9 protein-coding genes are annotated in these 16,695 nt (G+C 54.4%); 4 read left to right on the forward strand and 5 right to left on the reverse strand.

Annotation, left to right across the window (positions count from 1 at the left end; translation table 11 throughout):
* Positions 1-161 precede the first annotated feature (161 nt).
* Together pagP and PMI17_RS02870 are read left to right on the forward strand one after the other, a co-directional pair.
* Entirely contained in the window at positions 162-719 is a 558-nt protein-coding gene (pagP, locus tag PMI17_RS02865) for a lipid IV(A) palmitoyltransferase PagP (protein WP_007885879.1), read from the forward strand.
* Positions 709-2,226: a carboxylesterase gene (locus tag PMI17_RS02870; RefSeq protein ID WP_007885881.1), complete on the forward strand. Its 1,518-nt coding sequence runs from the start codon at positions 709-711 to the stop codon at positions 2,224-2,226. The genes pagP and PMI17_RS02870 overlap by 11 nt, the downstream gene beginning before the upstream one ends.
* Here PMI17_RS02870 and PMI17_RS02875 read toward each other — a convergent pair.
* From PMI17_RS02875 to PMI17_RS02885, 3 genes are read right to left on the reverse strand one after another with little or no spacing between them, the layout of a single operon-like run.
* Positions 2,213-3,178 carry an acyltransferase gene (locus PMI17_RS02875; protein WP_007885883.1) on the reverse strand — a complete coding sequence of 322 codons (966 nt, stop codon included), beginning with the start codon at positions 3,176-3,178 and terminating at the stop codon, positions 2,213-2,215. The genes PMI17_RS02870 and PMI17_RS02875 overlap by 14 nt on opposite strands.
* The gene (locus PMI17_RS02880; RefSeq protein WP_007885885.1) at positions 3,175-6,237 is read right to left on the reverse strand and encodes an efflux RND transporter permease subunit; all 3,063 of its coding nucleotides are present in this window, start codon (positions 6,235-6,237) and stop codon (positions 3,175-3,177) included. Before PMI17_RS02880 ends, PMI17_RS02875 begins: the two co-directional genes overlap by 4 nt.
* Entirely contained in the window at positions 6,237-7,322 is a 1,086-nt protein-coding gene (locus tag PMI17_RS02885) for an efflux RND transporter periplasmic adaptor subunit (RefSeq protein WP_007885888.1), read from the reverse strand. The genes PMI17_RS02880 and PMI17_RS02885 overlap by 1 nt, the downstream gene beginning before the upstream one ends.
* A 761-nt stretch (positions 7,323-8,083) precedes the next feature.
* Here PMI17_RS02885 and PMI17_RS02890 point away from each other — a divergent pair.
* On the forward strand, positions 8,084-10,771 hold the full coding sequence (locus PMI17_RS02890; RefSeq protein WP_007885894.1) for a cation-transporting P-type ATPase: 2,688 nt from the start codon (positions 8,084-8,086) through the stop codon (positions 10,769-10,771).
* 135 nt (positions 10,772-10,906) lie between these two features.
* Positions 10,907-11,923, forward strand: coding sequence for an AI-2E family transporter (locus PMI17_RS02895; RefSeq protein ID WP_036620059.1), 1,017 nt, complete (start codon positions 10,907-10,909; stop codon positions 11,921-11,923).
* A 251-nt stretch (positions 11,924-12,174) separates the two neighbouring features.
* On the opposite strand, the gene PMI17_RS02900 is transcribed toward PMI17_RS02895, so the two are convergent.
* Together PMI17_RS02900 and PMI17_RS02905 are read right to left on the reverse strand one after the other, a co-directional pair.
* Positions 12,175-15,219 (reverse strand): efflux RND transporter permease subunit, encoded by a 3,045-nt coding sequence (locus PMI17_RS02900; protein ID WP_007885898.1) that lies wholly within the window; start codon positions 15,217-15,219, stop codon positions 12,175-12,177.
* Positions 15,219-16,307, reverse strand: a complete 1,089-nt coding sequence (locus PMI17_RS02905; protein ID WP_007885900.1) for an efflux RND transporter periplasmic adaptor subunit — start codon at positions 16,305-16,307, stop codon at positions 15,219-15,221. Before PMI17_RS02905 ends, PMI17_RS02900 begins: the two co-directional genes overlap by 1 nt.
* Between the last annotated feature and the right edge of the window lie 388 nt (positions 16,308-16,695).

Raw genomic sequence — 16,695 nt, forward strand, 5'->3', positions numbered from 1 at the left:
TTTGTCGACATATAGCCACAGCATGTTTCGGTCTGTCAGAGATTTCCTATAGCAATAACAAGCAACTATAATCTAACCGGTTAAGTGGCTTGATCTGCTTCCTGAGCACGTCAGCTTTTCCACACCCTTTTTCTGGCGGTGCATTTCAGAGGCATAAAACTATGCGAGCTCTTCAGACGACCTGGTTTCTCATCCTGATTCTGTTTGTCTTCCCCGCCACGGCGGCCAACTCGCTCAGTGATGGTTGGGACTGGCTTAAGCAGGATGTTTCTCAAACCTGGCAGGAGCCGCAGTATTACGATCTCTATTTGCCCTTCATCAGCTGGCATGCGCGCTTCGCCTACGATAAAGACAAGACGGATAACTACAATGAAACGCCGTGGGGCGGTGGGTTAGGCGTGTCGCGTATTAATGAAGACGGTAACTGGAGCGCGCTCTATGCCATGGCGTTTAAAGATTCGCATAACGAATGGCAGCCGATCATCGGTTATGGCTGGGAGAAGGGTTGGTATGTGGATCAACAGCGCGATTTTCGTCTCGGTCTCGGGCTAACCGCCGGTATTACCGCGCGCGACGATTTCGCCAACTATGTGCCGCTGCCGATTGTGCTGCCGCTGTTCTCTGCCGGTTACAAGCGTCTGAATGTGCAGTTCACCTATATTCCTGGCACACATAATAACGGCAACGTGCTGTTCGCCTGGGTGCGCTATGCCTTCTGATTTAGCCAACGCGTTGCACAACACTAAAATCAGCAAGTTCCTGAAGCGAATTGCGCTGGCTTTGCTGGCGCTACTGGTCATGTTCCTGCTGATTCGTGGCTATCAATCTGAGCAGGGGCCGCCGTTGCATCGCTGGCATACCTGGTCGGCACATGAAATGTCGACGGATGAGATTGATGGTGCCAGCTTCGCCGATTATCTGGCACGCGAAGATGACATCTTCCACGACATGCAAGCCAACGTGACCGATCAACTCAGCGACGAGGATAAAACAGCACTCAACCGCTTTAACCCACAAAGCCCGGTATATCCGGCGCGATTTGACACCAACTGGAATCGCTCGTTTATCCTCGAACCAGAGGGCGAGGTGAAAGGGGCCGTGGTGCTGCTGCATGGCTTAACCGATTCGCCCTACAGCGTGCGTTATCTGGCGCAGGCGTATCAGCAAAAGGGTTTTGTCGCGGTGGTGCCGCGTCTGCCGGGGCACGGCACGGCGCCAGGTTCGCTGACCAAAGTCGACTGGCAAATGTGGATGGCGGTCACGCGCTTAGCGGTGCGGGAAGCCACGCGTCTGGCAGGAAACAACGTGCCTTTGCATCTGGTCGGCTACTCCAACGGCGGCGCGTTAGCCGTAAAGTACAGCCTCGATAGCCTGCAAAATAACGCGCTGCGCCAACCGCAACAGCTGGTGTTGCTGTCGCCGATGATTGGCGTCACCGCCTATGCGCGCTTTGCCGGATTAGCGGGCTGGCCAGCGATTATTCCAGGCTTCGCTAAGGCGGCTTGGCTGAATATCGTTCCGGAATATAATCCGTTTAAATACAACTCCTTTCCAGTACGCGCGGCGCGCCAATCGTGGCTGTTAACCCAGGCGATGCAGGATCAGATGCTGCACGTCATCCGCAGTGGAACCCTGCAGGCGTTCCCGCCGGTGCTAACCTTCCAGTCGGTGCTGGACTCCACCGTCAGCACCCGCGCGGTGGTGAACGCTTTTTATCGCTATTTACCGGATAACGGCAGCGAGCTGGTGATATTTGACGTTAACCAGGCGGCAAACCTGCGCGCACTCTTCAGGCCGGCACTCTATTCGGCAGTCAGCAATTTGTTACCTCCGGCACCGCGCCGCTATGCCTCAACGGTGATCACCAACGCGTCAGCCAGCACTTATGAAACCGTGGCGCGCATAACGCCAGCCGACGAAACTCAGGAGAGGGTGCGTTCGCTGCACGCCGCGTGGCCACAGGATACCTACTCTTTATCGCATATCGCCGTGCCGTTTCCGCTTAGCGACTCGCTATATGGCCGCCAGCCGACAGAAAAGAATCGTTATGGCATCAGCTTTGGCACCATTTCGCTGCGTGGAGAAACCGCCAGCCTGATCGTCGGTCTGGATACCTTAATGCGCAATACATCCAATCCGTTTTACGATTTTATGATGCTGCAAATAAAGGGTCGTATCGACTGCAGCAGCCAGGCGGATGTTGCGCCATGCCTTAAAGGGTTATGACTTTTTTCAGCCAGCCGCTGGCAAGAATCAGCCGCGACAACAGCACCGAGGCGGCAAAAGTGACCACAATTAGCGTCAGTTTGGTGGCCAAAGAGGTGATGGGAATCAGTGCCGTGACGAGGTGGAAAACCGAATAGTGCAGAATGTAGACTCCGGTCATGGTTTTGCTGATGGTCGCCAGGATGGCTTCTTTCACTTTCGCATTATGGCGAAAACGTACCCGGCTGGCGGCGATCACCAGCACTACCACCAGCAGATAGATTTGCGATCCGGTCAGAATAAAGGCATTGCGATCGGCTTTGAATAACGCAAATAAGAAATGCTGCTCATAAAACCAGGTAAACAGGTAGATAAAGGGCAGGGCGATCGCCGCGCCGCGCGCCACTTTTTTACGCTCCATCCATTCGGCAATCAGCGGATCGCACAGCAGCTGGCCGGTTAAGTAAAACAGCAGCCAGGTCCAAAGCCGATATTGCGGCTCCAGCCGGAACAGCGCCTCGTCTGGGTGCAGCACCGCCAGCAAATCGTAACCGTACGAGAATACCAGCAGCACGAAAACCATTGCGCAGAATGCTCGCCGATGCTGACTGAGCCATGTCATTAACGGATGAAAGCTGTAGATGATAATGAACGAGAAGACGAACCACGGTTGAATCAGATAGCCGCGCTGATAGGGTTCCCACAGGTAGTAGACCGTCATCCAGAAAAGAAACACGATCACCACATTGCGAATCTTACTCATCTGCCAGCTGAGATCCTGCTCGGAACGGGCATCCATAATCCCGGCGACGACAAAAAACAGCGGCGTAGCGATAGTGGAGATAAAGGTCAGAAACGCCAGAATCCAGTGATAGTCATAATCGTAGCGATCCCAGGTGTTGTAGACGGTGAAAAACGTCACCGCCGCCATACATCCCAGCGTTTTGATAACATTGAGACCGGTGACATTCATGGCGCGGTCGCGTCCGGTTGACGATGGAAGCAGGCATAAATCACCGGCAGCACCAGCAGCGTCAGCACCGTGGCAAAGCCCAGACCAAACATAATCACCACCGCCATGCTCTGGAAGAACACATCGCGCAGCAGCGGCGCCAGCCCCAGCACGGTGGTGAACGCCGTCAGCAGGATGGGACGCAGACGGGAAGTTGCGGCGTAGAGAATGGCGTCGCTCTGCGGCATCAGCTGTTTCTGCTGCTCAATCTCCTCGACCAGCACAATCCCATTACGGATCAACATGCCGCTCAGGCTCAGCAGGCCGATAAGCGCCATAAAGCCAAACGGAATGCCGGTAATTAAAAAGCCCGGCGTCACGCCAATCAGCGCCAGCGGTACTGTCAGCCAGATGGCGACGGCATTCTTCAGCGAGCTGAACATCAGCACGGTAATCACGAACATCACCAGATAGCCGAGCGGCAGCGACGTAAACACCCCTTGCTGCGCTTCGCTGGAGCTTTCAGCATCGCCACCCCACTCAATGCTATAGCCGTGCGGCAGTGGGATTTGTTCAATTTGCGGCCTCACGCGCGCCAGAATATCGCCTGAGGTATCGCTGCTTAGCGGATTAGGATCGGTTTGAACCGTCAGCACCCGGCTGCGATCGCGACGCAGAATCAGCGGATCTTCCCATTGCAGAGAGAAACCATTCACCACGTTACTGAGCGGAATATATTGCTGCTGGCTCGGACTCCACACCAGCACATTATTAAGATGATTGGCGTCCTGCCGCTCGCTGACCGGTGGCCGCACCATCACCGGCAGCAGATCGGCGCCTTCACGGTAAAGCCCCACGCGACTGCCCGAGAAATTCATCTCCAGCGCGTTATCAACATCCTGTTTATCGACGCCTAACTCCCGTCCCAGCGCCAGATTATATTGTGGGCGAATCACTTTGCTGCGGTTTTGCCAATCATTGCGCACGCTGTCGGTGGCCGGGTCGCGGGTGAGAATCTCGCCCACTTCGCTGGCAATCAGGCGCATTCGATCGGGATCGGGACCTTTAATGCGCACTTCAATCGCGCTGCCGCCGGAAGGGCCAAACATCACGCGTTTAGTGCTGGCGTTTACCTGCGGATATTGGCGCGCAATGTCGCTATCAATCCGCCGGGTAAGCGCTGCGATATTGCGCTGATCGTCCATGCGCACCATGATTTGCGCATAGTTGCTGTACTGACGCTGTCCGTTATAGGTGAGGATAAAGCGCATGCTGCCCTGACCAATGGTGGTCACGGTAGAGAGCACGCCTTGCTGGCCGGTGATCGATTTTTCAATGTCACTGGCCATCTGCTCGGTGGACTTAATATCGGTGCCATACGGCAGCCACAGATCGACGAAGAAAATCGGCGTATTTGCCGAAGGGAAGAAGTTTTGACGAACCGAACCGAAGCCCCAGATAGCCAGCGCCAGCAGGACCGCCATCAGCGAAAGCGTCAGGGTTTTCTGCCTGAGCAACACCTGTAATACCCGCTGATAGCTGCGATAAAAGCCGCCATCATAAGGTGAGGCGGCGGCCTTAGCAGGGGCTGCCGCCTGCGCTTTAAACAGCCACCATTTAATCAGTACCGGCGTAATAGTGAGCGCCGAGAACCAGCTCAGCAGCAGTGAAATCAACAACACCTGGAACAGCGATTTACAGTATTCGCCGGTGGAATCCTGCGACAAGCCGATGGGGGCAAAAGCCAGAATGGCGATGATGGTCGCGCCGAGCAGCGGAAAGGCGGTACGGCGAATAACGAAATTGATGGTGGTGACGAGCGGCGAGTTTTGCTGACGCGCAATCAGCACCCCTTCAACAATCACAATGGCATTATCCACCAGCATACTGAGCGCGATAATCAGCGCGCCCAGCGAAATACGCTGCAGTTCAATGCCGCACAGATACATGATCAACAGTGTGCCCAGCACATTCAGCGCCAGCGACAGCGCAATGATAATGCCGCTGCGCACGCCCATAAAGATCAGCAGCACGCCGACCACAATCGCCAACGCCATCAGGAAATTAGCGATAAAGCCATTGACGGAGTGCGCCACTTCCGCCGCCTGATCGTAGAACACATTGATCTGAATACCAGCCGGTTTTTCCGCTGACATCTGCTGCAGTTTCGCTTCCAGCGCGCGTCCCACGTCAATCACGTTCACCCCAGGAATGAAGGAGATTCCCATGGTGACCGCCGGGCGTCCGCTGGCATGGTAAATGCTGGAGGGCGATTCGCTCAGCCCGCGCGACAGCGTAGCGATGTCGCGCAGGCGGGTAGTGGCGTGATCGCCCGGCGGGCTGACCAGCAAATCACTCAACTCCTCGATGTTTTGAAATTCACCGGTCGGATGCAGGCGGATGGATTCCGTTCCGGCTTTGATCTCTCCGGCGCTTGAAACCACGTTAAGACGGCTCAGCACGCTGGAGAGTTGCGGCAGAGTAATGCCGCGTGCCGCCATCATCGTCAGCGACACATCAACATTAATTTGCTGGGGGATAACCCCGCCGAGCGCGACTTTTCCCACCCCCGGTACCAGCACCAGTTCACGGCGCAGTTGCTCGGCGTACTGCACCAGCTCCGGGTTACTGAAGTTGTCGCCGGAGATGGCGAAGAAAAAACCAAACACATCGCCGAAATCGTCATTCACAAACGGCGCAGCGACGCCGGGCGGAAAGGACCGTGCGGCATCACCGACTCTGCGCCGCAGTTCGTCCCAGATTTGCGGCAGTTGGTTGGAGTGGTAGCGCGAGGCAATATTGACGGTAATCTGTGACAAACCGTTGGACGAGATCGAACTGACGTTGTCCAGATACGGCAACTGCTGCAGCGCATTCTCCAGCGGCAACGTCACTTCTTCTTCTACCTGCTGAGCGGAGGCGCCGGGATAGTGCGTCACCACCACGGCGGTTTTGATGGTAAAGGCGGGATCTTCGAGACGACCAATATTGAGCAGGGCAAAAATGCCGCCGACGCCCAGTAACAGAATGGCCAGCCAGACGCGAACCGGATTATCGATAAACTGCCGGGAGATATCCATTACAGCCCCCGCTCACGCGTCCAGATGCGCACTGGCTGTTGGGCATGCAGCTCATTGACGCCAGCAGCGACCACGCGTTCACCTGCTTGTAGGCCGGCGGTAATCACCACGCCGCGATCGGTCACTTCCCCGACGCTGACTTTACGATCCTCAAGGTGCAGTTGATCGCCGCTGCCTTGTACCACCCAGACGTGCGGCTGATTACGCTGGCTGTTATCGGGATTGAATACCGCTTCCACCGGTACCACCAGCGATTCGCGATGCACATTGGCGGGCAGATTCGCCAGATTAATCGTCACCGTGCCGCTGACGCCGCCCACGGCCGGGAAATCCACCGGGCGGGGCATGGTTAAAATCACTTGCCAGGTCAAGGTGTTACTACTGCTGCTGCCGGTATGTTCTTTGTACTCTGCCTGGAACTCCCGATCGGGCAGGGTATTGATGCGCACCACCGGACGGTAGGTCATGTTGCGCATATCCAACGCGGTAAACAAATTTTCCGGCACGCTAAACACCACGTCGAGCAGATCGGTGCGGGTTAGCGTCGCAATGGTTTGGCCGGCGGCAACCACCTGATGGTTGCGCACATTGACGTTAGCGGCAGTGCCGCTAAACGGTGCGGTGAGCGTCATTTGGCTTAGCTCTTCACGTGCGATTTGCAGGGCAGCATTCGCCGCATCGCGATTGGCGCGCTGCACATCCATATCCGCCTGCGAAATAGCCTGGCGCCCGGAGAGCGTTTGGAAGCGAGCAAATTGCCGTTGTGCCAGCGTGGCTGCGGTTTGGCGTTCGTTGACGCGCTGCTGCGCTTCACGCGCCGTCAGCCGGGCAATCTGCTGTCCCTGCTCGACGCGCGTGCCCTGACGAATATCCAGCGATTCAATTTGTCCGCCGCGCTTGAATGACAAATCGGTAGAGTCGCCGGATTCAATACGTGCCGGGAAAATGCGTTGTTGAGATTCGCCGGAAGCCACAACGTCAATCACTTTAACCATGCGTGGCGGTGCGGCGACGTCCTGTTTTTTTTGATCGCAAGCGGTTGTTATAAATATAACAATCGCCATCAGCGTAAAATAACGAGTCACTGTTTTATCCTCAGCAACAACGAGTGAATTGTTGACGTTTTATTCGTGGCTTATTTATCTGCCAAGCATAGAAACCACCGCATAGGTGAATAGTCCGACAGCAGAGCAAGTGACAATTGCAAAGACAACATAAAGACTTAAACGCAGCAGGCTATAACCATGCATCGATGCCTCCATTAACCATGACCGTAAGGAAACTGTGCCATCGCTATAAAAGGTGAGAGGTGTTAACAGCGTGATTTTGTTAAAGATGAGCATAGACGCATAAGTCAAAAAAAGTAAAGGCAGATAGATTGTAATATTTTTGTTGATATTGATGGAATTTAACTCCATGAAAATGGATTGTATTGAGTTTGTGTTCCACTTAGTTAGAATAAAACTCTGTCATCAAATAATCATTATTTGGGGGCTGATTCAGGCATCCTTATGAATTTTATCTTTATTTATAAATTAATCATTTAAAGAGCGAGTCGGCGCTAACAGTTGGGTGCGCAAGCCCAAAACTTTTATTGCTAAATGAATGCGTTGAATTTCCCTGTGCTACGTTTATAGCGTTCATTTTTCAAAATCTTAAAGTTTTCCGTATAGATAATTCGGCTGCCCGGCTCCAGCTGAGTAGCCATCGATGACATAGAATTCAATCCTAAGCGGACCTCTTCTCAGTCCGAGGAAGTCAGGTCTCATTTTTTCGTTCAATGGCGATTTGTTAATCATGGGATATCACCGCCTTGATTTCCGAAACAGGATTTGAGGAGAAAGCGATGAATACTGCTAAACCGGAAAGTACTTATTATCAACTTTCTGTCGATGAAACGCTGGCCAGTACCCAAAGTTCGACCGAGGGAATAAGCAGTGCTGAAGCGGCGACACGCTTAAAACAGTACGGGGAAAATGCCTTGCCGCAGAAACCCGGTAAACCGGCCTGGCTGCGTTTTCTTGCCCACTTCAATGATGTTTTAATCTACGTTTTGCTGGCCGCCGCGGTGCTGACCGCCGTAATGGGACATTGGGTCGATACGCTGGTGATCCTCGGCGTGGCGGTGGTGAATGCGTTAATTGGCCATATTCAGGAGAGCAACGCGGAAAAATCCCTGCAGAGTATTCGTAATATGCTCTCCAGTGAAACCGTGGTGATTCGCGGCGGGAACCATGAAACGCTGCCCACTACGGCATTGGTGCCAGGCGATGTGGTCGTGATTCGCGCAGGCGATCGTATTCCGGCGGATCTGCGCGTGATCGAAGCGCACAACCTGCGGGTTGAAGAAGCAATTCTCACCGGGGAATCGACCGTCGTCGAGAAGGGCACCGATGCGCTGTCCGGCGATCTGCCGCTGGGCGACCGCACCAATCTGCTGTTCTCCGGCACTACCGTCAGCTCCGGCGGCGGTAAAGGGCTGGTAGTGGCCACCGGTGGCGCGACCGAGTTGGGGCACATCAACCAGATGATGTCCGATATTGAAAAGCACCGTACGCCGTTACTGGTGCAAATGGATAAACTCGGTAAAGCCATTTTCCTGATCATTCTGGCAATGATGGCTGCGCTGTTTGTCTTTAGCCTGCTGTTCCGCGATATGCCGGTTTCAGAGCTGATGCTGTCTCTGATCAGCCTCGCCGTGGCATCGGTTCCCGAAGGATTACCGGCGATCATCTCGATCATTCTTTCACTTGGCGTGCAAACCATGGCGAAGCAGCAGGCGATAATCCGCAAGCTGCCGACCGTGGAAACGCTAGGGGCGATGACGGTGATCTGTTCGGATAAAACCGGCACCCTGACCATGAACGAAATGACGGTGAAAGCCATTATCACCGCCGATCAAATTTATCGCGTTGATGGCGTCAGCTATGAGCCGGTCGGCGCGATTCATAAAGCCGATGATGCGTCGCCGATAACTGTCGCGCCCGGTTCGATACTGGAGCGCTATCTGCGCACCATCGATCTCTGTAATGACAGCCAGCTGATTAAAGATGAGAACGGCCTGTGGAAAATCACCGGTGGCCCGACCGAAGGGGCGCTGAAGGTGCTGGCGGCCAAAGGGCATTTACCGACGGTAACCACCGAACTGCGCAGTAAAATTCCGTTTGATTCGCAATATAAGTACATGTCGACGCACTATCGCATTGGCGAAGAGGAGTGCGTGCTGCTCACCGGTGCGCCGGACGTACTGTTCCGGCATTGCCAACAGCAGCAAACGGAAAGCGGATTGCAGCCCATCGACCTCGCCTGGTGGGAAGCCAAAATTGAAGAGTATGCGCGTGAGGGATTACGCATGGTGGCAGCGGCGTGGAAACCCGCTACGCCGGGCCAGACTGAATTAACCCATCAGGATTTGAGCCACGGCATGATTCTGCTCGGTATCGCCGGCATGATGGATCCGCCACGACCCGAAGCGATCACCGCGATTGGTGACTGCCTGCAGGCCGGCATTCGCGTCAAAATGATTACCGGCGACCATCCGCAAACCGCCATGAGCATCGGTCAGATGTTGGGTATCGGCAATGCCGGTAGCGCCATTACCGGGCGCGAACTGGAAGTGATGGATGACCAGCAGCTGAGTGAAGCCGCGCAGGCTTACGACATCTTTGCCCGTACCAGCCCGGAAGATAAGTTCCGCCTGGTGCAGGCGCTGCAGAGCAAAAAAGAGGTAGTGGGGATGACGGGCGACGGCGTTAACGATGCGCCCGCGCTGAAGCAGGCGGATGTCGGTATCGCCATGGGGATAAAAGGCACCGAAGTTACCAAAGAAGCGGCGGACATGGTGTTAACGGACGATAACTTCGCCACCATTGCCAGCGCGGTCAGGGAAGGGCGTCGGGTTTATGACAACCTGAAAAAGACCATTCTGTTTATCATGCCGACCAACCTGGCGCAGGGTTTACTGATCATCATTGCGCTGCTGGCGGGGAACCTCATTCCGCTGACGCCGGTGTTAATTCTGTGGATGAATATGGCGACGTCTGCAACGCTCTCCTTCGGTTTGGCGTTTGAGGCGGGTGAGCAAAATATTATGCGTCGTCCACCGCGCGATCCCAAACTGCACGTGATGGATGGTTTTGCCATCTGGCGCGTCATCTTTGTCGGCTCGATGATCGCCATCAGCGCCTTCGTTCTGGAAGCCTGGTTACAACCGCGCGGCTATTCACCGGAATTTATTCGTACCGTATTGTTGCAAACGCTGGTGACGGCGCAGTGGTTCTATATGCTGAACTGCCGTGTTTCAGACGGTTTCTCATTAAGCAAAGGGTTGCTGCTCAATAAAGGTATCTGGATTGTCAGCGCAGTTTTGCTGGTGCTGCAATTACTGATTATCTATGCGCCCTTTATGCAACTGCTGTTTGGTACCACAGCGCTGCCGTTACGCTACTGGATTATCACCCTGATTATTGGCTTCGTGATGTTCTTAATTGTCGAGATCGAAAAGCCATTAACCCGAAGATTCAGAACCAAATAATCGCGCGTGACATTCAGGCCGGTTTACTACCGACCTGAATTTATCGGGCAATAATAGACGGTTTGACCTCAAACAAGTCCCAGCGGATAGGTTTTTCTCTATAATACATTTTGTATAGGATGAAGGATCTTTATGATGGGACTGAATGGGTTTCCTTTATGGCCAAGGCTGCTGCGCGTACTGTTAATTCTCGCCACCTTGACCATAATTCTTACCGGCATTTATCTGGCATCGCCGTTAATTAATCAGGTAATGCTCTCTCTGTTCCTGGCAATTATGCTCGATCCGCTGATCGTGCGGCTGGAAAGGAAACGCATTCCACGTCTGCTGTCGTCACTGCTGGTGATCGTGATGTTGTTATTAGTGATTGTCTTCACCATCATCAAACTCACTGTTTTAACCCCCGATTTAATCCAGCTCAGCCGCCAGGCGCCGCAGTTACTGGCCGAACGCTTTGAGCCGGTGACGCAAACCTTTGCGCATTTGGGGATTGTTTTAACGCCGAATGACATGCTGACCTTTATTGATGCTGGCGCAGTCGTGCGGTTTGTTACCGGATTTCTCACGCAAATACCCAGCATTCTTTCCTGGTGGCTAATGGTATTTCTGATGCTATTTTTCATGTTGTATGAAATGAGCAACCTGAAAGTACTCTTGCGTAAACAGGCTGAGGGAAAATACCAGGTCTATTATGTGGCGCTTGAAGAAGGTATTCAAAGTGTGATCGTTTATGCTCAGGTAAAAACTCTAACCAGTATTCTCGGTGGCATTATTGTCTGGGGCGGTGCGCATTTGCTTGGGCTTAAATTCGCCTTTTTCTGGGGCGTATTGATGTTTGTATTCAACTATATTCCGGTGCTGGGATCGTTTATGGCGGCCATCCCGCCGGTTCTGCAGAGTTATATGTTATTTGACATGCAAACAGCATTAGTGGTTGCGCTGTTCTTTGTGGCGTTGAATTTGATTTTAAGCTCAATGATTGAGCCGTTGTTATTAGGCAAGCGGCTGAATATGGCGCTGACCACACAACTGCTGGCATTTCTAATCTGGCAGGCGCTGCTCGGCATTATCGGCGCGATCCTGGCGATTCCACTGACCTTTATGTTGAAAAAGATATTGTTGGCCAGTGCTCAACATCAGGATGTTGAGTAGCAGCAGAGCCAGAGGTCGCCATTCATGGCGTAATGCCGATCAGTTAAGCGCTGAGCGACTTTCGTTCGCGCTCCTGCTCAGCGCCGCCTCTCGCCGCATCCCTGCGGCTCGTCCTGGAATCCCTCACTCGCTCAGCGGGCTGGGATGTCGCCTCAACCCCCCTCGCTGCAGCATCAATGCGTCTTACTGACTCGTCATCGCTATAACGCCTGTAGGGTCGCCATTCATGGCGACCTCCAGACATGGCAGCATCAAGGCTTTTTCGCTGGGTGAAAACTCTGATACAGCACCGGTAACACCAGCAGCGTCAGGATGGTGGCGAATCCCAGACCGAAAATGATCACCACCGCCATGCTCTGGAAAAACACATCACGCAGCAGCGGCAGCAGGCCGAGCACGGTGGTGAATGCGGTGAGCAAAATCGGGCGCAGACGCGAGGTGGCGGCGTCGAGGATGGCTTGCTGCAACGGCTGACGCTGCGCCAGCTGGCGGGTCTCCTCAACCAGCACGATGCCATTGCGAATCAGCATGCCAGATAAACTCAGCAAACCAATCAGCGCCATAAAACCAAACGGAATGCCAGTTAGCAGGAAACCGCAGGTGACACCAATCAACGCCAGCGGCACGGTGATCCAGATCGCCAGCGCATCGCGCAGCGAGTTGAACATCAGCACCGTAATCACAAACATCACGAGGAAGCCCAGCGGCAGCGCGCCCAGCAGCCCGCTTTGGGCATCGCGTGAACTCTCCAGCTCACCGCCCCATTCCAGATGATAGCCCGCCGGCAGCTTAAGCTGCTCAATAGCGGGCTGCACGCGTGCCACAATCTCTGCCGCGGTACGTCCACTGGCCGGATCGGGATCGGTCTGCACCGTCAACACCCGCATACGGTCGCGGCGCATAATCAGCGGGTCTTCCCACTCGAGGCGGAAATCACTCACCAGGTTAGCCAGCGGCACATAACGCTGCTGGGTGTGACTCCATACCTGAATATTGCCGAGATGATCAATATTCTGCCGCTCTTGCGCTGCCGTTTGCAGCATGATCGGCATCAGCCGCGATCCTTCGCGCAGCAGGCCAACGCTATCGCCGCTGAAGTTGATGCGCAGCGCCTGATCAATATCGCGCTTATCCACGCCCAACTCCTGACCACGTAGCGGTGAGTACTGTGGACGAATCACTTTGCTGCGCGCCTGCCAGTCGTTACGCGGCGCAAAGGCGCTGCCTTCAGCAAGGAACATATCATCAATCTGGCTGGCAATCTGGCGCAGAGTAATCGGATCGGGGCCGGTTACGCGCAGCGCAATTGCGCTATCGCTGGCGCTACCAAAATTAATGCGTTTGATGCGCTCGGTTACCTGCGGGAAGTGCTGCCTGATGTGCTGTTCAGTGTGCTGCGCCAGCACTGCCAACTGCTTAGCATCCTGTACGCGCACCATAATCTGCCCGTAATTGCTGTACTGACGTGTGGCGTCGTAGGTCAGGGTAAAACGCATCGCGCCCTGGCCGATGGTGGTCACGGTGCTGACAACGCTCGGCTGCTGATTGATCCAACCTTCGATCTCACGCGCCGTCTGCGCCGTGTAGTTGATGTCAGTGCCATACGGCAGCCATAGGTCGGTAAAGAAAATCGGCGTATTGGAGGCGGGGAAAAAGTTCTGCTTTATGTAGCCAAAGCCATAAACCGACATCGCCAGGCAAGCGGCCATCAGCACCAGCGTGGTGAGGCGAAAACGCAGCAGCGTGGTGAGCACGCGGCGATACAGGCGGAACAGCATGCCCTGATAGGGCTGTGCGGTTTCTATGCCGATCGCCTGATGACCGTCGATCCACTGCACGAATATCGGCGTCAGCGTTAGCGCGGTGAGCCAGCTCAGCAGCAGTGAAATCAGCAACACCTGGAACAGTGATTTACAGTACTCGCCGGTGGAATCCTGCGATAAACCAATGGGCGCAAAGGCGATGATGGCAATCACCGTGGCGCCAAGCAGCGGCAGCGCGCTGCGTTTCACCATCTGCATCATCGCTTGTTGCAACGGCTTGCCGCGCTGGCGATCGACCTTGATGCCTTCCACCACCACGATGGCGTTATCCACCAGCATGCTGAGCGAGATGATCAGCGCACCCAGCGATACCCGCTGCAACTCCAGCTTAAACAGATACATGATCAGCAGCGTGCCAAGCACGTTGAGCGCCAGCGAGGCGGCGATCACCATGCCGCTGCGCACGCCCATAAACAGCAGCAGCGTTCCCACCACAATCGCCAGCGCCATCAGGAAGTTATTGATGAAGCCATCAACCGACTGCTTCACTTCCTGCGCCTGGTTATAAAAGACCTGCAGAGAGAGGCCAAGCGGTTTGGCCTGCTGGTGCTGCTGGATTTTGGCGCTCAGCGCATCGCCGACGTCAATCACGTTGACGCCGGGCGCGAAGGAGACGCCCATCGCCAGCGCGGCGTGTCCATTGGCGTGATAGAGATTACCCGGCAGCTCGGTAACGCCATAACTGACGGTGGCGATATCACGCAACAACACCTGCTGGCGGCTGCCGGGCACCGAGATGGGCAGCGCGCTGATTTCATCTAACGATTGGAATTCACCGGTGGGATGGAAGCGGATCGCTTCATTACCGATACGAATCTGCCTGGCATCAGAAACGGCATTGACGCTGCTGAGCAGGGCGGCCACGCGCTGTGGCGTAATACTCAGCGCCGCCATTTTCTGGCTGGAGAGCGTGATGTTGACTTGCTCCTGCTCGATGCCGGCAATCGCCACTTTCGCCACACCGGGCACCAGATTCAGCTCGCGCCGCAGCTGATCGGCGTAGGTACGCAGCTCGCTATTGGTGAAGTTTTCGCCGGAAATCGTGAAGAAGTAACCGTAAACATCACCAAAATCGTCATTCACCAGCGGGGCGCTGACGCCAGGCGGGAACCTTTGCGTGGCATCGCCGACGCGCCGACGCAGCTCATCCCACACCTGGGGCAATTCGGCGGCCCGATAGTGGCTGTGAATCGAGACGGTAATCTGCGACAAGCCGTTGCTGGAGATTGAGCTAACGCTGTCGAGCGCGGGCAGTCGCTGCAAGGCATTTTCCAGCGGTAGCGTCACTTCCTCTTCCACCTGTTGCGCCGAGGCACCGGGATAATGCGTGACGATCACCGCGGATTTGATGGTGAACAGCGGGTCTTCCAGGCGGCCAATATTAAGCAGTGCAAAAATGCCGCCCACGCCCAGCAGTAGGATCACCAGCCAGCTGCGAATCGGATATTTAATAAACTGTTCCAGCAGGCGCATTACAGACCTCGCTCGCGGGTCCACAGGCGCACCGCCTGACCATCACGCAGATCGCTCACCCCCGCGACCACAATGCGATCGCCCACTTTCAGTCCGGAGACGATTTCGATGCCCTGCGCACTCAGATTGCCCAACACCACGGGTTGCAGCTGGACGTTAAGCACATCGCCTTCACCGCTAATCAACCACACATAAGGCTGATTCGGCAGGCTACGATCGGGGTTGAACACCGCGTTGGCCGGCACGCGCAGCAGCGGCGTTGCGCTGGCGGTTGGCAGGTTGTGCATCTGCACTTTCACCGTACCGCTGAGTCCGCTCACCTGCGGTAAATCCGCCGGGCGCGGCATAGTCAGCACCACTTGCCAGGTTAGCGTGGCGGCATCAGCTTCTGCGCGATGCTCTTTATATGCTGCGCGAAAGGAGCGTCCTGGCAGCGCGTTCAGGCTGATCTCTGGCTGGTAGCTGGCGTTCTCCACCTCAAGAGAGGTGAACAGGTTTTCTGGCACGCTGAAAATGACATCCAGCAGATCGTTACGGCTGATCACCGCCACCGTTTGTCCGGCGGCAACCACCTGATGATTTTGTGACACGACGCGGGAGACGATGCCGTCAAAAGGCGCGCGCAAGGTATGGTAATCCAGCTCCTCTTTGGCGATGTTGAGCGCCACGGCGGCAGTATCACGATTCGACTTTTGCAGATCCATATCCGCTTGAGACACGGCACTGCGCGTTGATAAGGCGCGGAAGCGCTGATACTGGCGTTCTGCCAGCTGGAGTTTGTTCTGCTGATCGTTGACCCGCAGCTGCGCATCAGTATCAATCAACATGCCAATGACATCGCCCGCTTTGACATGGCTACCTTCACGCACCTGAAGATGCGCCAGTCGACCGGCACGTTTGAACGCCAGTTCGGTATAATCACCGGCAGTGATGCGCGCTGGAAATACCCTTAATTGCTCAGTGGTATTTTCACTCAGAGTAAGTGCTTTAATTACCCGAGGTGTGACCGTTTCTTCACCGCTTTTATTGTCACAGCCAATTAAAATCAAACAAATTAGAAGTGCGCCCAGCACTGGCCAATTATTCATGCCCCTGCCTCAATAAGTAAGAAGGGGCAGGAATATGCCATGATGTCGACGATGAAATAATGACCCTCCGCAAGGTAAGGGTCATTAATTGAATCAAATTAACGGCGTTTAACGTCTGTTTAATTAGGGTGTGATGGTTGGTTTAATTATCCTGCCATGTGTGAAGCAATAATGTAAGTAAAAAAACCGATAATAGTGGCTGATGCTAGAGTTATGAAAACAAAGGAGATAATAATTGGAATTGTCAGTTTATCTTTTTTATTCAAAATAATTCTCCATGTTGATAATAGACTATTTTCTTGGTTGACTGAGATTAAAATTTCGATAAGTTTTTATTGGAATTCCAAATAATAACACCATGTAACCAGTGTTGCCGCTATTAGCATTG

The organism is Pantoea sp. GM01, from assembly GCF_000282675.1.
GTDB classification, from domain to species: Bacteria; Pseudomonadota; Gammaproteobacteria; order Enterobacterales; family Enterobacteriaceae; genus Pantoea; species Pantoea nemavictus.

Bases quoted from the DNA above. Each gene is read 5' to 3' on its own strand.
- pagP (WP_007885879.1), top strand. From the start codon at position 162: ATGCGAGCTCTTCAGACGACCTGGTTTCTCATCCTGATTCTGTTTGTC.
- PMI17_RS02870 (WP_007885881.1), top strand. From the start codon at position 709: ATGCCTTCTGATTTAGCCAACGCGTTGCACAACACTAAAATCAGCAAG.
- PMI17_RS02875 (WP_007885883.1), bottom strand. From the start codon at position 3,178: ATGAATGTCACCGGTCTCAATGTTATCAAAACGCTGGGATGTATGGCG.
- PMI17_RS02880 (WP_007885885.1), bottom strand. From the start codon at position 6,237: ATGGATATCTCCCGGCAGTTTATCGATAATCCGGTTCGCGTCTGGCTG.
- PMI17_RS02890 (WP_007885894.1), top strand. From the start codon at position 8,084: ATGAATACTGCTAAACCGGAAAGTACTTATTATCAACTTTCTGTCGAT.
- PMI17_RS02895 (WP_036620059.1), top strand. From the start codon at position 10,907: ATGGGACTGAATGGGTTTCCTTTATGGCCAAGGCTGCTGCGCGTACTG.
- PMI17_RS02900 (WP_007885898.1), bottom strand. From the start codon at position 15,219: ATGCGCCTGCTGGAACAGTTTATTAAATATCCGATTCGCAGCTGGCTG.
- PMI17_RS02905 (WP_007885900.1), bottom strand. From the start codon at position 16,307: ATGAATAATTGGCCAGTGCTGGGCGCACTTCTAATTTGTTTGATTTTA.